The organism is Streptomyces sp. NPDC019224 (assembly GCF_040632605.1).
Lineage (GTDB): Bacteria > Actinomycetota > Actinomycetes > Streptomycetales > Streptomycetaceae > Streptomyces.
This window is the reverse complement of sequence record NZ_JBEYCF010000017.1, coordinates 108,419-129,852: the sequence shown is the minus strand read 5'-3', so window position 1 is coordinate 129,852 and position 21,434 is coordinate 108,419. Positions and strand designations below refer to the sequence as shown.

The window sequence follows — 21,434 nt, the reverse complement described above, 5'->3', positions numbered from 1 at the left end:
TCATGGATGACCAGGCCAAGGTGACGCTCGCAGCCGCGGTGGTGGGCGGCTACGTGCTGGGCCGGACCAAGAAGGGCCGGATGGCCCTGACCGTCGCTACGTACCTGGCGGGCAGACGGTTCGGGCTCGAACCCCGCCAGCTCGCCGCGGAGGGCATGCGCCGCCTCGGCGGGGTCCCCCAGGTCGCGGAGCTCCAGGAGCAGCTGAGGGGCGAGGTCATGGACGCGGGCCGCAAGGCCGTGACGGCGGCGGCCAACCGCGGCATGTCGTCGCTGGCCGACGCGATCAGCGACCGCACCGCCCGGCTCGTCGAAGGTCCGCGCGAGGACGACACGTCCGAGGACGACGACGCAGATTACGAGGACGAGTACGACGAGGACGAAGAGGAACCGGAAGGCGGGGACGCCTCGCACGAGGACGAGGACGAGGAGGAGCCCTGGGACGAGGGCGAAGACGAGAGCGAAGACGAAGACTACGAGGACGAGGACGAGGACGAAGAGGAACCGGAGCCGGAACCGGAGCCGGAGGCTCCGCCCAGTCGGCGGCCGGGCGGGAAGAGCGGTACGGCCGGTAAGGCACCGGCCAAGAAGGCGGCGAAGAAGACCGCTCCGGCCAAGAGGGCGGCACCCGCCAAGAAAGCCGCGGGGAAGAAGGCCGCCGAGAAGAAGACGGCGGCGAAGAAGACCGCTCCCGCGAAGAAGACGGCCCGGGCGAAGAAGGCGGCGCCGAAGAAGACGGCTCCCGCGAAGAAAGCCGCGGCGAAGAAGACCACCGCGAAGAAGACGTCGTCGTCCAAGCGGAGCGCTTCCAAGCGCACCGATCGTCGGAGGTAGCGAGTCATGGCCAGGACAGAACAGGACGAGCGCGCCGATGCGCCGGACGAGTCCGGGGCCCAGGGGTCGGGCCTGGACAGACTCCGGGAGGAACTGTCGGGCTTCCTCAGCGCCAAGGTGGAGGACCTCGCGGGCAAAGCGGGCGGCAAGCTGACGGATGTCGCGCAGCAGCTCACCGACTCCGCGGAGAACGGCGGTTCCCTGCCCGCCGTGGCCTCCCGCGTCCTCCAGGGCGAGTCCCCGCTGAAGTCGTTCGTCTCCGAGAAGGCCAAGGGGGTGAAGGACAACATCACGGAGAAGGCCAAGGAGGCGTTCGGCGGCGGCAAGGGGAAGAGCAAGTCGGGCGGCGGCAAGTCGATGAACATCGTCGAGGTGCTCGACGTCGGCGTTCCCCTGCGTACCGCGTACGACTACTGGACCCAGTACGACCGCTTCAGCAGCTTCGCGAAGGGCGTCCAGGACGTGTCGACGAGCGACGAGGCCACGAGCGACTGGAAGGTCAAGATCGGCCCGTCCTCGCGCAGCTTCAAGGCGACTGTCCAGGAACAGGTCCCCGACGAACGCATCGTCTGGACGTCGGAGGGCTCCAAGGGCACCACGCGCGGCGCCGTCAGCTTCCATGAGCTGACACCGAATCTGACCCGCATCGTGCTGGTCGTCCAGTACTACCCGTCCGGGTTCTTCGAGAAGACGGGCAACCTCTGGCGCGCCCAGGGGCGCCGCATCCGGCTCGACTTCAAGCACTTCCAGCGGTACGTCACGCTCACCGACGAGGAGCCCGACGGCTGGCGCGGCGAGATCCGCGACGGAGAAGTCGTCGTGTCCCACGAGGATGCCGTGGCCGAGGAGGAGGAGTCCGAGGGCGACGAGGGGTCGGAGGACGAGGAGGAGTCCGAGGGCGAGGAGGGGCCGGAGGACGAGGACTACGACGACGAGGACGGCGACGAGGAGGGCGAGGACGAGGAGGAGTGGGAGGACGACGAGGAACCGGAGGAGGAAGAGGAACCGGAGGAAGAGGAGGAAGAACCGGAGGAGGAAGAGGAAGAGGACGACGAAGAGGAGCCCGCTCCCGCCGGGCGGCGCGCGCGGAGGTCCCGTCGTGACTGACCTCGACTTCAGGCAGGACGGCTACGCGCCGGCCGGCCCGCACACGACCAACCTCGCCGACATCCTCGAACGCGTCCTGGACAAGGGCATCGTCATCGCCGGTGACATCAAGATCGATCTGCTGGACATCGAGCTGCTCACCATCCGGCTGCGCCTCTTCGTCGCCTCCGTCGACACGGCGAAGAAGGCCGGTATCGACTGGTGGGAGACCGATCCCGCGCTCAGTTCGCACGCGGCGCGCAACGCCCTGCAGGACGAGAACCGGGAGTTGCGTGCCCGCCTGGAAGCCCTTGAGTCACAGACGGCCGACGCGCATGAGCCGCAGGCGTCCGAAACGAAGCCGTCGTCCCGGAGATGAGCCGAGGAGAACCGAGTACATGACCGAGCACATCCCCTCGCCCGCCGACGCCGTCTACGTCTACGCGGTGTGCCGTGCCGAAGAGCCGCCGGTCCTCGCGGGGCCGTCGGGCGTCACGGACGAGAGCCCCCTGCGCGCGCTGACCCTCGGCCCGGCGCTCACCGCAGTCGTGCAGAGCGTGCGGGCGGCGGACTTCACCGACGAGGCGTGGCAGGCACGGCTCGCCGACGAGCCCGAGCTCGAACGGTACGCTCGGGCCCATCACGAGGTCGTGTGCGCGGTGGCCGCCCGCTGTCCGACGGTGCCCCTCCCGCTGTCCACGCTGTACCACGACGAGGAGCGGGCGCGGGCCTCACTGAGCAGGGAGTCGGAGCGGTTCCACGCCGCGCTGGAGCGTACGGCGCACCACTCCGAGTGGGGCGTGAAGGTGTACGTGACCGACGCACCGGCCCGACAAGTCGCCGAGGCCGCCCCGCAGGGCCCCGCCCCCGGGGCCGGGGCCGGCCGGGCCTACCTCGACCGGAAGCGGAGCCTGCGGGACCGGCGCGAACGGCACCGGACGGACGGCGTGCGGATCGCCGAGGTCGTGGACGCGGGTGTGAGCGGTCTGGCCACCGCGTCGCGCCGGTTGCCGCCGCACGGGGCACGCGTCCCGGAGGAGCGGCGCACCCAGGTGCTCAACGCCACCTATCTGGTGGCCGAGGACCGGGCGGCGGAGCTGGCGCGGCTGGCACAGAGCCTCCGAGAACGGACCGGGGCGCAGGTCGAACTGTCGGGGCCCTGGGCGCCGTACTCCTTCGTCGGCGAGGTGTAGAGGGTGGAACGCGCCATCGTGCCGTGGGACGAGCCGGAGCCGCTGAGCGGGCCGATCGGCGTGCCCCTGGTCGATCTGCTGGACCGGGTGCTGGCGACCGGGGTGGTGATCAGCGGGGACCTGGTGATCGCGATCGCCGACGTGCCTCTCGTACGGCTGTCGCTGCATGCGCTGCTGTCGTCGGTCAGCGAGCGTGTGCCCGCCCCCTGGGCGGACGGGGGGCCGTTGTGACGGACGCGCGGGTCGATCTGGACTCCGGCCGGATGGGTCAGGACCTCGTCACGCTGGTGCTCACCGTGGTGGAGCTCCTTCGCCAGCTGATGGAGCGCCAGGCGATCCGGCGGATCGACGAGGGTGACCTCACGGACGAACAGACCGAGGAGATCGGTACGACGCTGATGCTCCTGGAGCAGCGGATGACGGAGCTCTGCGAGCAGCACGGCGTGCGGCCCGAGGACCTGAACCTGGACCTCGGGCCGCTCGGGACGCTGCTGCCGCGGGACTGAGCCGCGGGGCGTCCCCGGCGGCGGCCACCCGAATGGCGGGCGCGCGGGAGCCGGAGGAGAGTGGGAGAGGGGCGGAACGCGGCAGAACGGCTTCTGCCCGGCCGGCCCCTCTCCCCCGACAAGCTTCCGTGTGAGGAACTCATGGCGACCAACGAAAGCGTCAGCGGCACCCGGCTGGAAGGCGGCACGCGAGGGACGACGACCATCGCGGACAACGTGGTCTCGACGATCGCCGGCATCGCCGTACGGGAGACCGACGGCGTCCATGCCGTCGGCAAGGGCCCTTCACGAGCGCTCGGAGCTGTCAAGGACCGGGTCTCCCGCTCCAGCGACCCCGGGCGGGGCGTCAAGGTGGAGGTCGGCGAGAAGCAGACCGCCATCGACCTCGACATCGTCGTCGAGTACGGCGCCACCATCATGGAGACCGCGCGCAGCATCCGTACGAACGTCACCGAGGCGGTTCAGACGATGACCGGTCTCGAAGTGGTCGAGATCAACATCAACGTCACGGATGTCCATGTGCCGGGTTCGGACGACGACGAGGACGAGACGTCAGCCGGCAACTCGCGCGTCCAATGATGCCCTCGGGGCTGTCCCCGGCGAAGGCGACAGTCCTCAGTCCTCAGTCCTCAGTCCTCAGTCCTCAGTGAGGATGCCTTCGCGGAGCCTGCCGAGTATGCGGGCGATGAGCCGTGAGACATGCATCTGGGACAGGCCGAGACGTTCACCTATCCGGGCCTGTGTCATCTCCTGGCCGAAGCGCATCTGGACGATGGCGCGTTCCCGTTCGTCCAGCGTCTCCAGGAGGGGCGCCAGGGCGTGCAGGTTCTCGACCAGTTCGATCCCGGGGTCGCACTCACCGGTGATGTCCGCGTGGGTCCGGCTCACCCCGCCGGGGCCGTCGGTCTCCGCACCGTCCAGGGGCACGTCGAGCGAGTGCGCGGTGTAGCCGTTGGAGGCGACCAGGCCCTCGATGACGTCCTCCTCGCTGATGCCGAGGCGTTCGGCCAGTTCGGCGACCGTGGCTTCCCGGCCTAGCGTGGTGGCCAGTTCCTCCTTGGCCTTGGCAAGGGTGACCCGCAGCTCCTGGAGCCGCCTCGGGACATGGACGGACCACGTGGTGTCCCGGAAGAAGCGCTTGATCTCACCCACGATGTAGGGAATCGCGAATGAGGTGAACTCGACTTCCCGGCTGAGCTCGAAGCGGTCGATGGCTTTGATCAGTCCGATGGTTCCCACCTGGATGATGTCTTCCATCTGGCCGTTGCCGCGGTTGCGGTAACGGGCGGCAGCGAAGTGCACCAGGGTGAGATTCATTTCGATGAGCGTGTTGCGGGCGTACTGGTACTCCGCCGTTCCTTCTTCGAGGATCCGCAACCGGTCGAAGAACAGTTTGCTGAGTGCACGGGCGTCCTTGGGCGCGACCTTCAGCGGATCGGCGATCTCCGGGAGTTCCGCCGGCACCTCTGTCGTGGTCCCCGGCACCTGCGCAGATACGGATGTCGACATGGCGACCATTCCCCTTCCGTCGTACAGCGGCTGCTTACGCGTGCGCGAGACTGCGACTACCCGCCCTTGGCCGAGAAATTCGCGAACTCGCCAGGAATACAGCGCAGAGGGCGGGGCATGTGACGCTTCGGAGGTTGATACCCATGGTTCCGATCATTCTGGTTCTTCTGCTTGCGCTCATTCTCTTCGGGGCGGGTTTCGCCCTGAAGGCTCTGTGGTGGATAGCCGTGGCGGTCCTTGTGGTGTGGCTGCTCGGCTTCGTCGTACGCCCGGCGAGCGGCGGTGGAAAGCGCGGCCGCTGGTACCGCTGGTAGTTGATCGCTCATCCCGGAAAAGGGTCGGGTCGCGGCGCGTGCGCCGTGACCCGACCCTTTTTCTTTATCATCTCCCGCGCGCAGAGCCCTTTCCCGTGTGCAGAGCCCTCGATGGATGGCAGGCGGACTTCCGAGAAGCAGTCGGTCCCGACACCGATGCCCTCGCGTACCGTCTCGGCGGCGGTCCGGTCCGGGCCGCTACTTCCGGACCGCCGCTCGCCGCCCCACCCGGAGGTACAGGGCGTGGCCCAGGGCGACCGTGCTCAGGCCGAACATCAGGACGCCCAGCGGGACATGCCACGCCGCCTCGTGCGCGATGCCCAGCACCACCTGCACCGAGGCGAGTACGAGGAATCCGGTCGCGTACAGGACCGGGCGGGGCGATCCGCCGCCCGGCCGCCACGCCAGGATCGCGGCGAGCACGTAGAGCATCGACGCGCCGTACATCACGCGGGCCCCCACACTGTGCAGCACCTCACCGTGGGCCGAGAGCAGGAGCCCGGCGGTGACCGCCTGGAAGAAGACGGCCAGGGTCTGCAGGGCGAGCGAGACCTCGATGAACGTGGTCCGGCCCGGCGCTGCGGCCGTGTCGGGCCCGGGTCCGCCAGGTGCTGCCGTCGTCGGTGCGGCCATGACGCTGTCCTCTCTTCCGCCTCGCGGCGGTGGGTCGGTACGGTCTCAACGGTCCGACGACGTAGCTCCGCGGAATGTGAGGCCGGGGGCCGCCTCACATTCCGGCACCCTGTTCCGTCGAACCACCAACAGCGGAAACGGACGACGAGACCCAGGGACGGTCGCGCACATGAGCACACCTTCCGAGGCGGGGAACGAGCGGTCCGAACCGGACCTCGGCACGGTCATCGGGGAGCGCCGGCAGCTGATGAACCTCGCCTACCGGCTGCTCGGTTCGGTCGCCGAGGCGGAGGACGCCGTACAGGAGACGTACGCCCGCTGGTACGCGATGTCACCGCGACAGCAGGAGACCATCGCCTCGCCCGGGGCGTGGCTGACGACGGTGGCCGGCCGGGTCTGCCTCGACGTGCTGGGCTCGGCGCGGGTCAGGCGGGAGCGTTACGTCGGCGAGTGGATACCGGAGCCCCTGCCCGACCGCTCCGAGTGGGTCGGCGGGCACACCGACGGCGGCCGGGACGAACCGGCGGATCCGGCGGACCGGGTCACCCTGGACGAGTCCGTGAACATGGCTTTCCTGGTCGTGCTGGAGTCCATGACCCCGGCCGAGCGGGTGGCGTTCATCCTGCACGACGTCTTCCGCTACCCCTTCGTGGAGGTCGCCGGCATCGTCGGCCGGAGCGCCCCTGCCTGCCGGCAGCTCGCCGCGTCGGCCCGCCGGCGCCTTCGGGAAGCGCGGGCCGGGACGGGTCCTGCGGCCGGGCAGGCGGTCCTGGTACGGGAGTTCAAGGAGGCGTGGGAGACCAAGGACATCGCGGCGCTGATCGCTCTCCTCGACCCCGAGGCGGCGATGATCACCGACGGCGGCGGGCTGGCCGGGGCGGCGCTGCGTCCGGTGGAGGGCGGCGAGCGCGTCGCCCAGTACCTGTGCCACTTCGCGGACAAGGTGCCCGATCTCGTACTGCTGGAGCGGACGGTGAACGGCCGGGCGGGACTGGTCGCCCAGCACGCCGGGGTCACCGTCACCGTGGCGGCGTTCGGTCTCGCCGGGGACCGCGTCCACCGCATCTGGGCGGTGCGCAACCCGGAGAAGCTCCGGCCGTGGCCCGGGCACGGCGGGTCCGGTGCGGCCCCTCAGTCGTGGGGCGGGTAGGTCAGCCGGCCGGCGCGGACCGCGCGTCCTTGTTCAGGGCCGCGGACCGCTTCGACGTGAGGGACAGGATGTCGACGGCCTCCGCGCCCGCGACGATCAGCGCGTCGGTGATCAGTCTGCGGTGGCAGCGCCACCGCACGGCCTCAGGGCAGTCCCGTCATCCCTGCTTGGATTCGACGTCGTGCGTGTGTTTCTCGGTGATGACGCCTTCGACGTGACCGGCTCCGGAGTTCCCTCGCACATGGTCCCCGACGGAGAAATCCTTCGTGGTCCGGTTTCCCTTCCTTCCCGGCGCGAGCGGCTCCGTTTCCCCGGCCGTGGTCCCATCCGCCGTGGGTACGCTCATTTCGAACGGCACGCCACCGGGCGGCCGCCGGAAATACGTCGGCAGGACGTGGAAGCGGGTCGATCATGTGCACCGCCGAGGACTACCCCGTACGGGCGGCCGCCCGCTCCCGTACGCTGGCCGCCCTCGACGAGCAGCTGGTCCGGTGCCGTGCCTGCCCCCGCCTCGTGGAGTGGCGGGAGGAGACCGCCCGCGTCAAACGCCCCGCGTTCCGCGACTGGGAGTACTGGGCGCGTCCCGTACCCGGTTTCGGCCCCGCCGACGCCTCCCTGGCGATCACGGGCCTGGCGCCTGCCGCGCACGGGGGGAACCGGACGGGCCGGATGTTCACCGGCGACCGGGCCGGCGACCTTCTGTACGCCACGCTGTACGAGCTCGGCCTCGCGTCCCGGTCCACGGTGACGGACCTGGGCGACGGGCTCGAACTGTACGGGGTCAGGGTGACGTCCCCCGTGCACTGCGCGCCGCCCGCCAACCGTCCCACGCCCGGCGAGCGGGACACCTGCCGGCCCTGGCTGACCCGGGAACTGGAGTTGCTGCGGCCCACGGTGCGGTCGGTCGTCGCGCTCGGCGGCTTCGGCTGGCAGGCGACCCTGGCGGCCCTGGAACGGGCCGGGCGGCGGGTGCCCCGGCCGAGGCCGGTGTTCGGGCACGGTGTCCGTACGGCGCTGGCCCCGGCCGACGGGGCGGGCGATCCGCTGACCGTGTTCGGCTGCTACCACGTCAGCCGGCGCAACGTCTTCACCGGGCGGCTCACTCCGGCGATGCTCCGCGAGGTGCTGGCCGAGGCGGCGGAGGCGGCGGGACTGCCCGCACGCCTCCCCTCCCTGCCGGAACCATGAGGTGGAGGTCCGCCGAGGAGGCTCTGAAGGTGCTGCGCGACGGGGCGATGGCCGAGGAGTGCGTAGACGACCTGGAAGGGCCGGACGAGGACGAGGATGCGGCCGAGTACGAGGACGGCTGACGGCCGGAGTGGGCGGCGGGCGAAGGGGTCGGTTCGCGGTGGTGGCAATTCCGCAAGATCAACAGGTTCGGAGTGCCGAAAATCGAGCAGGCGTCCGTCATGGGATCCCTCTCTCGCACCAACGCCACCCCCGCACCGTTCGAGCACGCGTCTCGTCCGCGAGGAGGCGGGGCGGCCGGGAGAACTCACAGGCTCCGCCGACGCCTCCTCGTACCCGTCGCGATGATGTCGTTCGCCGTCGTCGCGGCGGGCTGCAACGACGACGGCTCCGCGTCGGACGGCTCGGTCTCGCCCGCGGCCCACGCCGAAACGACGGCCTCCTCGCAGACCTCGCCGCCCTCCGGCCCGGTCTCCTCGGCTCCCGCGCAGCCGGCGCCCTCCCCCACGGCGACCGGCGGTTCCGGTACGGACTCCGGCGCCGAGGCGGCCGGCCCCGGACGGTGCACGGCCGAGGGCCTGGGCATGAGCGTGAAGCAGGCCGACGGAGGCGCGGGGCAGGTCTACTACCGGCTCACCTTCGTGAACGAGTCCGCCCGCTCCTGCGCCCTGAACGGCTTCCCCGGTGTCTCCCTGATCCAGCGGGACGGCAGCGTCATCGGCGTACCGGCCAAGCGTGACGGCGCCGCGCACGGGTCGGCGGTGATCGGCCCCGGAAGGACGGCACACGTCGTCCTGCACACGCTCAACCAGGGCATCGCGGACGGCGGCTGCTGGAAGCGGGCCGACTATCTGCGGGTCTACCCGCCCGGCTCCAAGGAGGCGCTCACCCTGCGCGACCCCCAGGTCCGCGTCTGCGGTGACCGCTTCACGACCACGTCCGTGGAGGGCTGACGACGCACCGCGGCGCGGCCGAGGGGAGGGGCACGAAAACTCGCATGCCCCTCCCCGGACGGTTCTGGGATCATGCCGGGATGGCCCACGCTTTCGACCCTCTGGTCTACCGGAAGGGCCGGTCACGTACATCGGTCCGGAACGGCCGGACGGGCTGCACCCGGACTCCGTGGTCATCACGCCGGAAAACCTGCGCGACCTGATCCCCGCCTGACTGCTGACGTTGCTCACGGCGAGGCCATGGAGGGGCTTCCTTCTCATTCCTCTCATGAATTAGTCCTTCCGCTTTCCTCGCCGCCGACTTCACGCCGGGATGCCCCGAGGGCATCCCGGCGTCGTCGTTGGGTCCCGGCCCCTCGGGCCCGTGCCGCCTCGCGTGGGCGGCGCGGGCCCGGTCAGGCGGGGATCGCGTCGACCGTGGGGGCGACGGGGGCGAAGAGGTCGGCGATGGCTGCCAGGGCGGCGGTCTGGAGGGCGGCGGCCGGCACCACCGTGCCGTCGGGCGCGGGAAGACTGCGGGTGGCGGTCGCCTCGGCGACGACGGCGGGCCGGTAACCGAGGTTGAAGGCGCCCTGGGCGGTGTGGGTGACGCACATGTGGGTCATGAAGCCGGCGAGCACCAGGTCCTTGCCGCTGCCGGGCTCCGCGCCGAGGGCGGTCAGCGCCTTCTCCAGTTCCGTGCGGTGGAAGGAGTTGGGGAACTGCTTCACGACCACCGTCTCGCCCTCCCGGGGAGCCACCTCGTCACTGAGTGCGCCGAGGTGCTCGCGGATGTCGTACGGGGAGCCCTCACCGCCGTCATGGATGACGTGGACGACGGGGGTGCCGGCGGCCCTGGCCCGTTCCAGCAGGCGGGCGCAGGCCGCGACGGCCTCCTCGGCACCCTCCAGGGCCATGACGCCGGTGCGGTAGGTGTTCTGGACGTCGATCAGGATGAGGACGGACTCGCTCAGCCGGGGCAGGCGGGCGTCCAGGCCCGATACCTCGCGGAGCGTCGCGGAGGGCTGGTTGGTGGTCATGGTGGGTGCCTTTCTCGGATGGGGGCATGGCGAGGCCGTCCGCCGTGCCCGGGTGCGTGGAAGCCGCCGGTGACGACGGGGGCTGGGGTACCGGAGCGGTCAGGCCGCGCGGGTGCGGAAGCGGCGGCGGTATGCGGCGGGTGTGGTGGCGATCTGCCGGCGGAACACGCGGTGCAGGGTCTCCGCCGACCCGAGCCCGGCGGCGGTCGCCACCCGGTCGAGCGGGTCGTCGGTCGTCTCAAGGAGCCGGCGGGCCGCCTCGACGCGGGCTGACTCCACGTAGGCGGCGGGAGAGACGCCGGTCTCCTGTTTGAAGACCCGGGCGAAGTGCCGCTCGCTCAGACACATCCGCGCAGCGAGCACCGGCGCGGAGAGGTCCTCGTCGAGGTGGTCGGCGATCCACAGCCGCAGCTCGTCGATGTCGCGCCGCGAGGCCGCCGGCCGGCTGAGCGGGACGGAGAACTGGCTCTGTCCGCCCTGCCGTTTGAGGTACATCACCAGCTGCCGTGCCACGGCCAGGGCGGTGTCCTCGCCCAGGTCCTCGGCCACCAGGGCGAGTGCGAGGTCCAGACAGGCGCTGATGCCGGCCCCGGTCCACACCCGCCCCCGGTCGGCGCGGACGAAGATCGGGTCCGCGTCGACCGTGACCTCGGGGTGCGCGGCGGCGAGCTGGGCGGCGGTCGACCAGTGGGTGGTCGCCCTCAGGCCGTCCAGGAGCCCGGCCGCGGCCAGCAGGTGCGCGCCCACGCACACGGACGCGACCCGCCGGGCGTGCGGGGCGGTGTCCCGCACCCACGCGACGATGTCCTGGTCGATCCGGACGACGGGCCCGTCGTCGGTCGCGTCGACCGCGCCGGGCACCAGCAGGGTGTCGACCTCCCGGCCGACCTCGTCGAAGGCCAGGTCGGTCAGCAGCCGCACCCCCGCCGAGGTCCGCACCTCGCCCGCCTGGGGCCCGGCGAGCCGCACCCGGTAGCGGGCACGCCCCTTGGACACCCTGTTGGCCAGGTCGAAGACCTCTGCGGGGCCTGAGACGTCGAGGAGGTCGACGCCGGGGAAGACCGCGATGACGACGCGGTGTGCGGTGGACATGTCCCCATCGTCGCCAACCGCGGGGTTGGCCGCAATGACGGTTCTCTGTCACATTCGGACACCGGACGACGGGCGGGCGGTCGCCGAAAGGCACCGGGAGCCGCCCGTCGGATGCCGGTCCGTTCCGTCAGCCGGTGACCGGCCACTCCAGCGGCTCCTTGGTGAAGCCCCGGCTCAGCTGGACCGCGGCGGCCTTCTGGCCCTCGGGGATCAGGAAGGCCTTGCAGATCTTCTCCGACTGGCCGGCGCTCAGTTTCTTCCGCGTGTCCGGGGCCGGGCAGTTCGGCCACTTCGCCTCGCCCATGATGACGATGAGCGCCTTGGTGCGTTCACCCTTGTCGGTCTTGACGATCAGGTCGTCCTGTCGTCGGAGGCTCCGGAGCCCTTCCTGCCGTCGTCCGAGCCGGAACCGTCGCAGCCCGTCAGTACCGCGGCCGGCGCCGGAGCGCCCCTCGCCGCGGGCACGGCACGCGTCCACGTACGCGTTATCTTCCGTTCCCCGTTCCCCGCTCCCCGTGCTCGTTCCGTCCGGCCGGGTGAGGCAACTCCCCCGGCCGGGCTCTCCGTTCGAGCGCACGATCCTGCCGGAAGGGGTTCCGTCGCGAGCGGACGGGGCTCGGCGGCGGCCCCCGGGCCGCCGTCGCGCAGGACGCCGCACCGGGGCCGTTCGAGATGCGGGGCTGCGCGCGCACTGATTCGCTGGAGTGGTCGGCTGTCCACCGAGCACCGGGAGTGATCATGAGCGTTGCGGACGAAACCGGCGGCCGGGCCGAGCGCATCCGGGCCAAGGCACGGGAGATGCGGGAGGCCGCCGACCGCGCCCCCGACCCGCAGGAGCGGCAGCGCCTCCAGGACAAGGCGCGCCGGCTCCAGGAGCGGAGCGACCAGGTGACCACCAAGGGCGACCACGGGACGAACGCGCTCTGACCGCCCGGAGCCGGCGGCCCCGCGGAATCACTGGGCGAACCGGGGCAGCCACTTCACCTGGTAGTCGGGGTGGCCCGCGCTCTCCGCGGCCAGCTGCCGGACCACGAAGCCGAGGCCGAAGGCCCGGCCGGACGCGAAGTCGCGCTGGGGGCGGTCGACGTCGAGCGCGGCGACCTCGGCGTACTCGTCCAGGAGGACCCGGTTGGTCTCGATGCGCTGGAGCGTCCTGGCCGGGTCCTGGCGGACGATGTGGCGGTCGTAGTCGTGGCCGTGCGTGCGCAGGGTGAAGGCGATCGCGCCACCCCGGTCGTGGATCTCGCCGGGCGTCTCGGCCGGGCACCGCCATGCTTCGCCGCCGGCCGCCCGCGCGAGGTCCTCTTCCTCGTCGAGGCGCGCCCGGACGAACGCGACGAGGTCGGAGTTGTCTGTCATCTGGTTCGCATCCTTCCGCTCGGCCCCACCCCTCAGGGGCCGAGCTGGACCCTATCCCGCCGCGCCTCAGTGGCTCCCGTCCGCCGGCTCCAGTACGAACACGGGGATCTGCCGGTCCGTCTTCTTCTGGTAGTCGGCGTAGTCGGGGAACGCCTCGACGGCGCGCTCCCACCACTGGGCCTTCTCCTCGCCGGTCACCTCACGCGCCGTCATGTCCTGGCGTACCGGCCCGTCCTGCAGCTCGGCACGCGGATCGGCCTTGAGGTTGTGGTACCAGACGGGGTGCTTCGGGGCTCCGCCCTGGGAGGCGACCACCGCGTACAGGCCGTCGTGCTCGACGCGCATGAGCGGGGTCTTGCGGATCTTCCCGCTCTTGGCGCCCACGGTCGTCAGGACGATGACGGGCATGCCGCGCATCGTCGTCCCTTCCGTCCCGCCCGAGCTCTCGTACTGCTCGACCTGGTCGCGAACCCACTGGGAGGGACTCGGTTCGTACTCGCCCTGGAGAGGCATGCGTTCTTTCCCATCGTCGTTCTGTCCGGCCGTGGCGCGTCGTCGGCCGCGGCACCTCATCATGGCTTCAACGCCTTCTGGCTGCGGGAAAATCCGCGTCGGCCGTCGTGTCGCGGTCAGGAACCGGCGGTGCCGTAGTGGACCGTGACCCTCTCGAAGCCGAGGGAGCCCAGCAGGCCCCGGAGCATCGCGGTGGTGTTCTTCTCGGCGCGCCGCGTCAGCCCGCTCTCCTTCGCGGCGTCGCCGATGTGGTGTGCGGCCAGCTTGTTGACCGCCTGCTCGCTGCCGGGGTTGTCGGAGAAGAAGTCGCCGAGCCGGTCCAGGAGGCCCCGCTGCTTGGACACCGCGTAGGAGCGGTCGGGATCGAGCGACGGCTTGCCGAGGACCGCGTGCGGGAGCCGGATCTCGGCGGTGGTGCGTTCCTTGTCGACGGTCACTCCGCCGCTCGTCACCCGTCCGAGGTCGACGTACGCGGAAACCGTGCCGGCGCCGACGTACAGCGTGCGGGTGCCGCGGATCGCGTCGGGCACGAACTTCGTGTCCTTCTCCAGGTCGACGACGACCTGGAAGTTGCCGGCCGCCGCCTCGTACCTGTCCAGGTCCTGGATCGACTTGAGCACGGCGGGCCCTGAGCGGTCGTGGGTCTCCTCGCCCAGTAAGCCGCCCAGTCCGGGCAGCAGGCTGAGGCGCGTGCCGATGAACAGCAGGGCCAGCGCGCCCGCGCAGACGGCGGCGGCGCGGCCCCAGCGGCGGTTGCGACGGCGGCGGACGCCGTCGCCGGCCGGGGCGGGCTTCGCGGACGGTTCTGTCGCCGAGTCGGTGGAGGTCATATCGCTCGTATGACCCGGCCGGCCGGATTCACGCCGGGCGGACGAGGCCCCGGCCGCCTTCGCCCCCTGTACGTCTCCCTCAGGCCCCGGTGACACCGTCCAGCCGCTCGCGCACCAGGTCGGCGTGGCCGATGTGGCGCGCGTACTCACTGATCATGTGGACGTGGACGAGGCGCAGGGAGTGCTCATCCCCGTTGTGGGTGAAGGTGTCGTCCAGCGAGGCACCGGCGACGGCCTCGTCGGCGAGCCGGCACTCCTCGACCAGCCGGGCGTAGTCCTCGGCGGCCCTGGCCGGGTCGAGGTCCTCGAAGTCCGCGTCCTTGCCCTTGGCCGGGTCGTACATCGGTTTCAGTTCCTGCCCGGCGAACCGCTCCCGGAACCAGGTGCGTTCGACCTTGGCCATGTGGCGCAGGAGGCCGAGAAGGGCGAGGTTCGACGGGGGCACGGTCCGCTGGGCGAGCTGTTCACCGGTGAGGCCGGCGCACTTCCGCAACAGCGTGGAGCGGAACCAGTCCAGGTATCCGGTGAGCGTCTCCCGCTCGTCGGCGACGAGCGAGCCGGACGTACGCGTGGCCTCGGGGGCTGTCCAAGTCATCCCGCGATCATGTCCGCTGAACAGCCTTTCGCACGAACCCTTTTACGGCCGCATGCTGTATCCGCTGCCGTCCGGGGAGGAGCGGGTCACGGACGTCGTGACGCCGCCGATGAGCCCGAGGACCAGGAAGAGGACCAGCAGTGCCTTGCCTGCGGTGCTCATGACCAGCGGCCTGGTGGCGGTGCGCGGCTGCCCCGGCGGTACGGAGAGGGCGTCCTCGCCGAAAAGCCCCTTGGGGTAGGCCGGGCTGAGCAGCGAGAAGTAGGCGGACACCCGCGTCTCGTAGCGCAGGGTGGCCGCTGTGGCCTCGAACAGGGGGCGGGGCAGGCGGCCCAGGATCAGGGTGATCAGCCACCAGAGGACTGCCAGGACCGACCAGCCGGACATGGCGAGGCCCCGCACGATCGCGGCGGGAATCACCAGGACCAGCCGGAAGAAGACGGCGAGCCGGTTCAGCCGGGTCGGCCGGACGTCGATGCGTACCGGGTGGTGCGACGGCTGGGCCAGGGTGAAGGGCGGATAGCTGTCGATGAGCAGCATGGCGCTCGCGCCCACCCTCGTCCGGTAGGCCAGGACCTGGGCGAGGAAGCGGTAGACGGGCCCGGGCAGCCGGGCGAGCGCCAGGGCCGCGAACCAGCCGAACACGCCGGTGAAGAAGGCCGCGATCTCCAGGAAGAGCAGCACGACGGCGTGCGGGATCAGCAGAAGCAGCCGGAAGAAGACGGTGAGCCGCCGTTGGCGCACGGGTTCGACGATGTCCAGCACGGGCAGGAACTCGTCCGCGTCCCCCGCTCGTGGCCCCGGGCTCCACTGGGCGTCCGTCATGTCGCTCCTCTTCGGCGGTGGCCCGCGCCGGGCCCGCGCCCGCCCCCGATCCTGGGGCCGGGCGACGGCTTCGGCACGCCCATGTCCTCCCAAGGTCGGACCGGCGTACGCGGTCCGCAATCGGCCGCGGGCCGATCGGGTAGCCCGAAGCCGCCCCGGTCAGCGCTTGCGGGGACCGCCGCGCGCGGCCCTGCGACGGACGCCGTGGCGCGTCCGCGCCCAGAGGGAGGCGGGCCCGCGGGCGGGGCTCTTCGGCCGCCGGGCCGCCGACCGGGCCGGCGCACGGTCCGGCTCCTCGGCCAGGACGTGGTAGCGGTGGCTCAGGCGCCGCCCCACCAGCAGGTAGGCCAGGAGGGCGCCCGCGGTGTTGAGGATGACGTCGTCCACGTCGAAGGCGCGGCCCGCGACGATCGCGCCCTGCACCAGTTCCACGACGACGATGACCAGCACGGTCAGCAGGAACATGCGGAGCATCCTGAGCCGTCGCGGGACGAGGACGGGCAGCAGGACGCCGAAGGGCATGCCCAGCACCAGGTTGCCCCCGGCCTGCTTGCACGCGGCGAGGAAGGTGTAGTCCTCGGCGTACTGGCGCAGCGAGCGGCCCGGCCGCAGGTTCGACTTCACGAGTTCCTCGGAGGCGGGGGACGGGGTGAGCGTCACCTTCGCCAGTACCACCGAGAATCCGGCCATGGCCACGAAGGCCAGCACCAGGATGGTGAGGCGCAGCAGGAGCCGCCCCCACCCCTTCCGCCGGGTTCTCTCACGCTCGGGTCGTGCGGCCGCTGCGTCCATGGCACACGGATGCCCCGGAAGAGCGGGGGCACACCCGCCGCGGCCGTGCGGGGCCGAGGTCCCGGCGTCAGACTGGTCGCGACGGGCGGGGCTCGCAGGGCCCGGCGCATCCGGACCGATGCGGAGATCTCATGATGGGCGACCACGCGAACGCTCCCCTGAACTGCCTGGTCACCGGGGCCACCGGCTACATCGGCGGCCGGCTGGTCCCGGAACTGCTGGCCGCGGGACACCGGGTGCGGTGCCTGGCCCGCGCCCCGGAGAAACTGCGCGGCCATCCGTGGGCCGGGGAGGTGGAGACCGTCCGGGGCGACGTCACGGACGCGGCGTCCCTCGACCCGGCGATGGACGGCATCGACGTGGCGTACTACCTGGTGCACGCCCTGACGACCGGGTCCGGCTTCGAGGAGACCGACCGGCGGGCCGCAGCGGCCTTCGCGGAGCGGGCGCGGGCGGCGGGGGTCGGCCGCATCGTCTATCTGGGCGGCCTCACCCCCGACGGCGTACCCGACCGTGAACTGTCACCGCATCTGCGCTCCCGGGCCGAGGTCGGCCGCATCCTGCTGGAGTCCGGCGTGCCGACGACCGCGCTGCGCGCCGCCGTCATCATCGGCTCGGGTTCCGCCTCGTTCGAGATGCTGCGCTATCTCACGGAGCGGCTGCCGGTGATGGTGACGCCGAGCTGGGTGTCGACGCGCATCCAGCCGATCGCGGTACGCGACGTGCTGCGCTACCTGGTGGGCAGCGCCCGCATGCCCCGGGACGTGAACCGCACGTTCGACATCGGCGGTCCCGACGTCCTCACGTACCGCGACATGATGCAGCGGTACGCGGAGGTGGCGCGGTTGCCGCACCGGCTGATCCTGCCCGTGCCGATGCTGACACCGGGGCTCTCCAGCCACTGGGTCGGGCTCATCACGCCCGTGCCCGCGCGGATCGCCCGGCCGCTCGCGGAGTCCCTGCGGTACGAGGTGGTGTGCCGGGAGCACGACATCGCGGACCACGTCCCGGACGGGGCGGGGCAGCCGTTCGGCTTCGAGACCGCGCTGCGGCTGGCCCTGCAACGGATCCGGGAGGCCCGGGTCACCACCCGGTGGTCCTCCGCCTCGGTGCCGGGCGTGCCCAGCGACCCGCTGCCGACCGACCCCGACTGGGCGGGCGGCAGCTTGTACACGGATGTGCGGGAACGCGCCGTCGAGGCGTCGCCGGAGGCTCTGTGGCGGGTGGTCGAGGGCATCGGCGGGGAACACGGCTGGTACTCGTTCCCGCTGGCCTGGGCGGTGCGCGGCTGGCTCGACCGGCTGGTGGGCGGGGTCGGCCTGCGGCGCGGGCGGCGCGACACCGACCGGCTGCGGGTGGGTGACTCGCTGGACTTCTGGCGGGTCGAGGAGATCGAGCCGGGGCGCCTGCTGCGGTTGCGCGCGGAGATGCGGCTGCCGGGGCCGGCCTGGCTGGAGATGTACGTCGAGCGGGACGGGGAGGGTCGGTCGCACTACCGGCAGCGGGCCCTGTTCCATCCGCGCGGGCTCCTCGGTCACGCCTACTGGTGGAGTGTCTCGCCCTTCCACGCCATCGTGTTCGGCGGGATGGCACGCAACATCGCGCGAGCGGCGGAGACCCGTACGTCACCCGGACGGGCGATACCCGCGGTGTCGCCCTGAGCGAGGGGTGCGGGGGTGGCCGGGGAGCGGCAGCATGGCTGTCCCCGCCTTCCCCGGAGTTGCCCCATGACCGTTGCCGTCGTCCTGTTCACCGCCGATCTCCGCCTGCACGACCATCCGCCGCTGCGGGCCGCGCTCGCGTCCGCCGACGAGATCGTGCCGCTGTTCGTCCAGGACAGCGCGATCGAGGCGGCCGGTTTCGACGCCCCGAACAGGCGCGCCTTCCTCGCCGACTGTCTGCGCGACCTCGACGCCGGACTGCGCGACCGGGGCGGCCGGCTGGTCGTCCGGTCCGGAGACGTGGCGGGCGAGGTGTGCGCGATCGCCTCGGAGACCGGGGCGGGCGAGGTCCATGTGGCGGCGGGCGGCAGCGCGTACGCCCGGCGCCGCGAGGAGCGGCTGCGCGAGGCGCTGGAGTCCGGCGGGCGCCGGCTGCGCGTCCACGACGGGGTGGTCACCGCGGTGGCGCCGGGCGTGGTGACGCCTGCCTCCTCGGACCACTTCGCCGTGTTCACCCCGTACTTCAGGCGCTGGTCGGCGGAGCGTCTGCGCGATGTGTTCGACGCGCCGCGTGCGGTACGGGTGCCCACGGGACCGCGGTCGGAGAAAGTGCCGGCCCGGACCGGGGTACCCGGCGTGTCGGAGGGGCTCGCGGAGGGCGGCGAGCAGGCGGCGCGCAAGGCGTTCACGGCCTGGCGGCGACGCGGGCTCGCCGCGTACGAGGACCGGCACGACGACCTGGCGGCCGACGGCACCTCGCGTCTCTCGCCGCACCTGCACTTCGGCACCCTGTCCCCCGTCGAGCTGGTGCGCCGGGCGCGGGACACCGGCGGCGCCGGGGCCGAGGCGTTCGTCCGGCAGCTGTGCTGGCGCGAGTTCCACCACCAGGTGCTCGCGGCCCGGCCCGCCGCCTCCCGGGAGGACTACCGCACCAAGCACGACCGGTGGCGGTCCGAGGCGGAGGCGGCCGACGAGGTCGAGGCGTGGCGGCAGGGGCGCACCGGCTATCCGGTGGTCGATGCCGCGATGCGCCAGTTGCGCCACGAGGGCTGGATGCACAACCGGGGCCGGCTGCTCACCGCCTCCTTCCTGACCAAGACGCTGTACGTGGACTGGCGGGTCGGGGCACGGCACTTCCTGGACCTGCTGGTGGACGGCGACATCGCCAACAACCAGTTGAACTGGCAGTGGATGGCCGGGACGGGAACCGACAGCAGGCCCAACCGGGTGCTCAATCCGGTGGTGCAGGCCGAGCGGCTCGACCCGGCGGGCGCGTACGTCCGGCGCTGGGTGCCGGAGCTGGCGTCGCTGACCGGGTCCGCCGTGCACAAGCCGTGGAAGCTGCGGGGTGAGGAGCGGGACCGGCTGGACTATCCGGAGCCGGTGGTGGAGCTGTCCGAGGGCCTTGCCCGGTTCCGGCAAGCGCGCGGCCTGGAGTGAGGACGGCGGACCGGGAAAAGGGGGAAGCCCCGGCCGGATCGGGGGAATCCAGCCGGGGCGGCTTGAATGTGGGCGCTCAGGGCGTCATCCACATATAGGTGAACGATAAACCATCGCCTCCCGTTCCCGGCAATCCGGGCCTCGACCTGTGATCCAGGACACGGGATCCGATGGCCGGGGCGGCCACCCGCCGATCGCCGACACCTCGGCGCCGCAGCGGCGGCGGAACCGTTCGATCCGAGCCTCCCCGACCCCTCTCCCACCCCGGCCCACCTCCGCGACTTGCACCAACCGCCTTAAGCAGCAAGGCTGTTCGAAAGAAATGGGCTACAGTCAGCCGCTGGCATATGCCAGATGCAAGAACGCATCGAGTGTTGCCAAACCCCTTACGGGCCTCTTCCGGCTGTGCGAAAGTCGTAGGCGGTCCACCCTTCGTCACTGGTTGTGCCGCCCTGCATCGGAGTACGACATGCCGTCCCCCCTCTCTGCGGACCGCTCCGCCCCACAGCCGCCCGAGCGCGATGCCGTCGACGCGTTGATCGACCGGACGCGCCGGTTGCGCGGCGATGTGGACGCGGTGCGGCGCGACGCCGTGCGCGTCGACGAGGACGACCCGCGGATGCGCTGGCAGCGCGCGCTCTGCGATCTGGCGGTGCACCACCTCGACGATCTCGGCACCCACCTCGGACAGCTCCGGGAGGGCCTGCCCACGGAGAGCGCCGGACGGCCCGCGGAGTCCGAGCGGCGTCCGGACGGGGCGGCCGCCGCCGAAGAGCCCGCGGGCTCCCTGATCGGCCGGGTGGGCAGCGCCGAATGGAATCTGCTGACCGACGAGGTCAGCTGGTCCGACGAACTGTTCCGCATCTTCGGCCGGGCACCGGAGGCGGGCGGGCTGTCGCTCGACGACCTGCCCTCCACGCTGCTCCCCGAGGACCAGCCCTTGCTCACCGCCCTCGTCACGGACTGCCTGGTGGACGGCAGGCCGATAGACGGCGAGTTCCGCATCAGGCACACCGACGGACGGGTCCGGACCCTGCACATGACGGGCGAGCCCGTGCTCGACACGGACGGCTGCACCGCCTCCATGTGGGCCGTCCTGCGCGATGTCAGCGCGCTGCGGCGCAGCCAGCAGGTGGTGCAGCGCACCCATGAGTCCCTGCGGCGCGAGCAGCACCTCGCCAGGACCGAGCACCGGGTCGCGGTGGAGCTGAAGGAAGCCGTGCTCCCGCCCTGGCAGAGCTCCCTGCGGCTCCCGGATCACGGCCCCGGCACCCTGGACATCGCCGCCCACTGTCTGCCGTCCGAGACGAGCGCCCTGGTCGGCGGCGGCTGGTACGACGCCATGGAGCTGCCGGACGGCAGGGCACTGCTCACCGTCGGCGACCTGACCGGCCACGGCATCCAGGCCACCTCCGCCATGGCCGTGGTCATGGGCGCGGTGCGCGGCATGGCACTGGCCGGCATCGAGCCCGGTGCCCTGCTCGGCCACCTCAACCAGTTACTGGAGACCTCCGTTCAGCCGGCCCTGGGCAGCGCCGTGTGCTGCCGGTTCGACCCGGCGACGCGCACCCTGGACTGGGCACAGGCCGGGCACCCCGCGCCACTGCTCTTCCGCAACGGGACCGGGCGGCCGCTGCCCCTGCCGGACGGGGTGCTGCTCGGAGCGGCCTCCGGGGTCGCCTACGAGCAGGACGAGGCGCACCTGCTGCCCGGCGACGTGCTGGTGCTGCACACCGACGGACTGGCCCGGGACGACACCGCCGGACGCGGGGGCGCGCGCCCGGGCACGGAGACGCTGCTCGCTCTGGCCCCACGCATCGCCGAGGCCCGTTCGGCACAGGAATGCGTACGTGTCGTGATCGAGGAGTTCGGCGCGGCCGAGCGACTGGACGACGCCTGTGTGCTGATCGCCCGCGTCGGGGCGTAGGAAAGCGGCGACGGCC

27 protein-coding genes and 2 pseudogenes are annotated in these 21,434 nt (G+C 71.8%); 16 read left to right on the top strand and 13 right to left on the bottom strand.

Annotated features, from left to right (window positions below):
* The first annotated feature begins 2 nt into the window (after positions 1–2).
* The 7 genes from ABZ564_RS14200 (at position 3) to ABZ564_RS14170 (ending at position 4,197) form a co-directional block, all read left to right on the top strand.
* Positions 3–833 carry a histone protein gene (locus ABZ564_RS14200; protein ID WP_360854871.1) on the top strand — a complete coding sequence of 277 codons (831 nt, stop codon included), beginning with the start codon at positions 3–5 and terminating at the stop codon, positions 831–833.
* Between the two features lie 6 nt (positions 834–839).
* Complete coding sequence (locus ABZ564_RS14195; protein ID WP_360854868.1) at positions 840–1,940, top strand: SRPBCC family protein; 1,101 nt, start codon at positions 840–842, stop codon at positions 1,938–1,940.
* Positions 1,933–2,298, top strand: coding sequence for a gas vesicle protein (locus tag ABZ564_RS14190; RefSeq protein WP_360854865.1), 366 nt, complete (start codon positions 1,933–1,935; stop codon positions 2,296–2,298). The genes ABZ564_RS14195 and ABZ564_RS14190 overlap by 8 nt, the downstream gene beginning before the upstream one ends.
* 19 nt (positions 2,299–2,317) lie before the next feature.
* Complete coding sequence (locus tag ABZ564_RS14185; protein ID WP_360854862.1) at positions 2,318–3,112, top strand: GvpL/GvpF family gas vesicle protein; 795 nt, start codon at positions 2,318–2,320, stop codon at positions 3,110–3,112.
* Between the two features lie 3 nt (positions 3,113–3,115).
* Entirely contained in the window at positions 3,116–3,343 is a 228-nt protein-coding gene (locus ABZ564_RS14180; RefSeq protein WP_164404639.1) for a gas vesicle protein, read from the top strand.
* Positions 3,340–3,618: a gas vesicle protein K gene (locus ABZ564_RS14175; RefSeq protein ID WP_360854859.1), complete on the top strand. Its 279-nt coding sequence runs from the start codon at positions 3,340–3,342 to the stop codon at positions 3,616–3,618. The genes ABZ564_RS14180 and ABZ564_RS14175 overlap by 4 nt, the downstream gene beginning before the upstream one ends.
* Positions 3,619–3,759: 141 nt before the next feature.
* Entirely contained in the window at positions 3,760–4,197 is a 438-nt protein-coding gene (locus tag ABZ564_RS14170) for an Asp23/Gls24 family envelope stress response protein (RefSeq protein WP_360854856.1), read from the top strand.
* 57 nt (positions 4,198–4,254) lie between these two features.
* On the opposite strand, the gene ABZ564_RS14165 is transcribed toward ABZ564_RS14170, so the two are convergent.
* Positions 4,255–5,136 (bottom strand): RNA polymerase sigma factor SigF, encoded by an 882-nt coding sequence (locus tag ABZ564_RS14165; RefSeq protein ID WP_360854853.1) that lies wholly within the window; start codon positions 5,134–5,136, stop codon positions 4,255–4,257.
* A 134-nt stretch (positions 5,137–5,270) separates the two neighbouring features.
* Here ABZ564_RS14165 and ABZ564_RS14160 point away from each other — a divergent pair, with 134 nt between their 5' ends.
* Complete coding sequence (locus ABZ564_RS14160; protein ID WP_360854850.1) at positions 5,271–5,441, top strand: hydrophobic protein; 171 nt, start codon at positions 5,271–5,273, stop codon at positions 5,439–5,441.
* Between the two features lie 198 nt (positions 5,442–5,639).
* Here ABZ564_RS14160 and ABZ564_RS14155 read toward each other — a convergent pair whose 3' ends face one another.
* Positions 5,640–6,074 carry a hypothetical protein gene (locus tag ABZ564_RS14155; protein WP_360854847.1) on the bottom strand — a complete coding sequence of 145 codons (435 nt, stop codon included), beginning with the start codon at positions 6,072–6,074 and terminating at the stop codon, positions 5,640–5,642.
* A 169-nt stretch (positions 6,075–6,243) separates the two neighbouring features.
* On the opposite strand from ABZ564_RS14155, the gene sigJ reads away from it, so the two are divergent.
* Positions 6,244–7,224, top strand: a complete 981-nt coding sequence (sigJ, locus tag ABZ564_RS14150; RefSeq protein ID WP_360854844.1) for an RNA polymerase sigma factor SigJ — start codon at positions 6,244–6,246, stop codon at positions 7,222–7,224.
* Here sigJ and ABZ564_RS14145 read toward each other — a convergent pair.
* Both ABZ564_RS14145 and ABZ564_RS14140 read right to left on the bottom strand, forming a co-directional pair.
* A pseudogene (locus ABZ564_RS14145) lies at positions 7,206–7,375 on the bottom strand (DNA repair protein); the annotation flags it as partial. The gene sigJ and the pseudogene ABZ564_RS14145 overlap by 19 nt on opposite strands.
* A 15-nt stretch (positions 7,376–7,390) precedes the next feature.
* Positions 7,391–7,465, bottom strand: a pseudogene (locus ABZ564_RS14140) (DUF2945 domain-containing protein); the annotation flags it as partial.
* Positions 7,466–7,635: 170 nt separating this feature from the next.
* On the opposite strand from ABZ564_RS14140, the gene ABZ564_RS14135 reads away from it, so the two are divergent.
* The 3 genes from ABZ564_RS14135 to ABZ564_RS14125 all read left to right on the top strand — a co-directional run bounded on the left by ABZ564_RS14135 (position 7,636) and on the right by ABZ564_RS14125 (position 9,365).
* Positions 7,636–8,412: a uracil-DNA glycosylase gene (locus tag ABZ564_RS14135; RefSeq protein ID WP_360854841.1), complete on the top strand. Its 777-nt coding sequence runs from the start codon at positions 7,636–7,638 to the stop codon at positions 8,410–8,412.
* The gene (locus ABZ564_RS14130) at positions 8,409–8,534 is read left to right on the top strand and encodes a hypothetical protein (RefSeq protein WP_360854838.1); all 126 of its coding nucleotides are present in this window, start codon (positions 8,409–8,411) and stop codon (positions 8,532–8,534) included. Before ABZ564_RS14135 ends, ABZ564_RS14130 begins: the two co-directional genes overlap by 4 nt.
* A 99-nt stretch (positions 8,535–8,633) precedes the next feature.
* Positions 8,634–9,365, top strand: coding sequence for a DUF4232 domain-containing protein (locus tag ABZ564_RS14125; RefSeq protein ID WP_360854835.1), 732 nt, complete (start codon positions 8,634–8,636; stop codon positions 9,363–9,365).
* A 395-nt stretch (positions 9,366–9,760) separates the two neighbouring features.
* Here ABZ564_RS14125 and ABZ564_RS14120 read toward each other — a convergent pair whose 3' ends face one another.
* The 3 genes from ABZ564_RS14120 to ABZ564_RS14110 form a co-directional block, all read right to left on the bottom strand.
* A complete protein-coding gene (locus ABZ564_RS14120; RefSeq protein ID WP_360854832.1) occupies positions 9,761–10,384 on the bottom strand; it encodes a cysteine hydrolase family protein in 624 nt (207 codons plus the stop codon).
* Positions 10,385–10,483: 99 nt separating this feature from the next.
* Positions 10,484–11,476 carry a helix-turn-helix domain-containing protein gene (locus ABZ564_RS14115; protein WP_360854829.1) on the bottom strand — a complete coding sequence of 331 codons (993 nt, stop codon included), beginning with the start codon at positions 11,474–11,476 and terminating at the stop codon, positions 10,484–10,486.
* A 127-nt stretch (positions 11,477–11,603) separates the two neighbouring features.
* Entirely contained in the window at positions 11,604–11,954 is a 351-nt protein-coding gene (locus ABZ564_RS14110; RefSeq protein WP_360854827.1) for a hypothetical protein, read from the bottom strand.
* A 260-nt stretch (positions 11,955–12,214) separates the two neighbouring features.
* On the opposite strand from ABZ564_RS14110, the gene ABZ564_RS14105 reads away from it, so the two are divergent.
* Positions 12,215–12,403 carry a DUF6381 family protein gene (locus ABZ564_RS14105; RefSeq protein WP_360854824.1) on the top strand — a complete coding sequence of 63 codons (189 nt, stop codon included), beginning with the start codon at positions 12,215–12,217 and terminating at the stop codon, positions 12,401–12,403.
* Between the two features lie 27 nt (positions 12,404–12,430).
* On the opposite strand, the gene ABZ564_RS14100 is transcribed toward ABZ564_RS14105, so the two are convergent.
* The 6 genes from ABZ564_RS14100 to ABZ564_RS14075 all read right to left on the bottom strand — a co-directional run bounded on the left by ABZ564_RS14100 (position 12,431) and on the right by ABZ564_RS14075 (position 16,390).
* Complete coding sequence (locus ABZ564_RS14100; protein ID WP_360854822.1) at positions 12,431–12,835, bottom strand: DUF6221 family protein; 405 nt, start codon at positions 12,833–12,835, stop codon at positions 12,431–12,433.
* 66 nt (positions 12,836–12,901) lie between these two features.
* Positions 12,902–13,348, bottom strand: coding sequence for a nitroreductase family deazaflavin-dependent oxidoreductase (locus ABZ564_RS14095; protein ID WP_360854819.1), 447 nt, complete (start codon positions 13,346–13,348; stop codon positions 12,902–12,904).
* A 116-nt stretch (positions 13,349–13,464) separates the two neighbouring features.
* Complete coding sequence (locus ABZ564_RS14090) at positions 13,465–14,178, bottom strand: DUF4230 domain-containing protein (protein ID WP_360854816.1); 714 nt, start codon at positions 14,176–14,178, stop codon at positions 13,465–13,467.
* Between the two features lie 79 nt (positions 14,179–14,257).
* Positions 14,258–14,773, bottom strand: coding sequence for a DinB family protein (locus tag ABZ564_RS14085; protein WP_360854813.1), 516 nt, complete (start codon positions 14,771–14,773; stop codon positions 14,258–14,260).
* A 42-nt stretch (positions 14,774–14,815) separates the two neighbouring features.
* The gene (locus ABZ564_RS14080) at positions 14,816–15,598 is read right to left on the bottom strand and encodes a DUF4389 domain-containing protein (RefSeq protein ID WP_360854810.1); all 783 of its coding nucleotides are present in this window, start codon (positions 15,596–15,598) and stop codon (positions 14,816–14,818) included.
* A 159-nt stretch (positions 15,599–15,757) separates the two neighbouring features.
* Positions 15,758–16,390 (bottom strand): VanZ family protein, encoded by a 633-nt coding sequence (locus ABZ564_RS14075; protein WP_360854807.1) that lies wholly within the window; start codon positions 16,388–16,390, stop codon positions 15,758–15,760.
* Between the two features lie 131 nt (positions 16,391–16,521).
* On the opposite strand from ABZ564_RS14075, the gene ABZ564_RS14070 reads away from it, so the two are divergent.
* From ABZ564_RS14070 to ABZ564_RS14060, 3 genes are all read left to right on the top strand, one after another.
* Positions 16,522–18,051, top strand: a complete 1,530-nt coding sequence (locus tag ABZ564_RS14070) for an SDR family oxidoreductase (RefSeq protein ID WP_360854804.1) — start codon at positions 16,522–16,524, stop codon at positions 18,049–18,051.
* A 66-nt stretch (positions 18,052–18,117) separates the two neighbouring features.
* On the top strand, positions 18,118–19,491 hold the full coding sequence (locus ABZ564_RS14065; RefSeq protein WP_360854801.1) for a deoxyribodipyrimidine photo-lyase: 1,374 nt from the start codon (positions 18,118–18,120) through the stop codon (positions 19,489–19,491).
* A gap of 469 nt (positions 19,492–19,960) precedes the next feature.
* Entirely contained in the window at positions 19,961–21,418 is a 1,458-nt protein-coding gene (locus ABZ564_RS14060; protein ID WP_360854799.1) for a SpoIIE family protein phosphatase, read from the top strand.
* Positions 21,419–21,434 lie beyond the last annotated feature (16 nt).

Excerpts from the sequence above, each read along its gene's own strand:
- ABZ564_RS14200 (WP_360854871.1), top strand. The coding sequence starts at position 3 with ATGGATGACCAGGCCAAGGTGACGCTCGCAGCCGCGGTGGTGGGCGGC.
- ABZ564_RS14195 (WP_360854868.1), top strand. The coding sequence starts at position 840 with ATGGCCAGGACAGAACAGGACGAGCGCGCCGATGCGCCGGACGAGTCC.
- ABZ564_RS14185 (WP_360854862.1), top strand. The coding sequence starts at position 2,318 with ATGACCGAGCACATCCCCTCGCCCGCCGACGCCGTCTACGTCTACGCG.
- ABZ564_RS14170 (WP_360854856.1), top strand. The coding sequence starts at position 3,760 with ATGGCGACCAACGAAAGCGTCAGCGGCACCCGGCTGGAAGGCGGCACG.
- ABZ564_RS14165 (WP_360854853.1), bottom strand. The coding sequence starts at position 5,136 with ATGGTCGCCATGTCGACATCCGTATCTGCGCAGGTGCCGGGGACCACG.
- ABZ564_RS14160 (WP_360854850.1), top strand. The coding sequence starts at position 5,271 with ATGGTTCCGATCATTCTGGTTCTTCTGCTTGCGCTCATTCTCTTCGGG.
- ABZ564_RS14155 (WP_360854847.1), bottom strand. The coding sequence starts at position 6,074 with ATGGCCGCACCGACGACGGCAGCACCTGGCGGACCCGGGCCCGACACG.
- sigJ (WP_360854844.1), top strand. The coding sequence starts at position 6,244 with ATGAGCACACCTTCCGAGGCGGGGAACGAGCGGTCCGAACCGGACCTC.
- ABZ564_RS14135 (WP_360854841.1), top strand. The coding sequence starts at position 7,636 with ATGTGCACCGCCGAGGACTACCCCGTACGGGCGGCCGCCCGCTCCCGT.
- ABZ564_RS14130 (WP_360854838.1), top strand. The coding sequence starts at position 8,409 with ATGAGGTGGAGGTCCGCCGAGGAGGCTCTGAAGGTGCTGCGCGACGGG.
- ABZ564_RS14125 (WP_360854835.1), top strand. The coding sequence starts at position 8,634 with ATGGGATCCCTCTCTCGCACCAACGCCACCCCCGCACCGTTCGAGCAC.
- ABZ564_RS14120 (WP_360854832.1), bottom strand. The coding sequence starts at position 10,384 with ATGACCACCAACCAGCCCTCCGCGACGCTCCGCGAGGTATCGGGCCTG.
- ABZ564_RS14115 (WP_360854829.1), bottom strand. The coding sequence starts at position 11,476 with ATGTCCACCGCACACCGCGTCGTCATCGCGGTCTTCCCCGGCGTCGAC.
- ABZ564_RS14105 (WP_360854824.1), top strand. The coding sequence starts at position 12,215 with ATGAGCGTTGCGGACGAAACCGGCGGCCGGGCCGAGCGCATCCGGGCC.
- ABZ564_RS14100 (WP_360854822.1), bottom strand. The coding sequence starts at position 12,835 with ATGACAGACAACTCCGACCTCGTCGCGTTCGTCCGGGCGCGCCTCGAC.
- ABZ564_RS14095 (WP_360854819.1), bottom strand. The coding sequence starts at position 13,348 with ATGCCTCTCCAGGGCGAGTACGAACCGAGTCCCTCCCAGTGGGTTCGC.
- ABZ564_RS14090 (WP_360854816.1), bottom strand. The coding sequence starts at position 14,178 with ATGACCTCCACCGACTCGGCGACAGAACCGTCCGCGAAGCCCGCCCCG.
- ABZ564_RS14085 (WP_360854813.1), bottom strand. The coding sequence starts at position 14,773 with ATGACTTGGACAGCCCCCGAGGCCACGCGTACGTCCGGCTCGCTCGTC.
- ABZ564_RS14080 (WP_360854810.1), bottom strand. The coding sequence starts at position 15,598 with ATGACGGACGCCCAGTGGAGCCCGGGGCCACGAGCGGGGGACGCGGAC.
- ABZ564_RS14075 (WP_360854807.1), bottom strand. The coding sequence starts at position 16,390 with ATGGACGCAGCGGCCGCACGACCCGAGCGTGAGAGAACCCGGCGGAAG.
- ABZ564_RS14070 (WP_360854804.1), top strand. The coding sequence starts at position 16,522 with ATGATGGGCGACCACGCGAACGCTCCCCTGAACTGCCTGGTCACCGGG.
- ABZ564_RS14065 (WP_360854801.1), top strand. The coding sequence starts at position 18,118 with ATGACCGTTGCCGTCGTCCTGTTCACCGCCGATCTCCGCCTGCACGAC.
- ABZ564_RS14060 (WP_360854799.1), top strand. The coding sequence starts at position 19,961 with ATGCCGTCCCCCCTCTCTGCGGACCGCTCCGCCCCACAGCCGCCCGAG.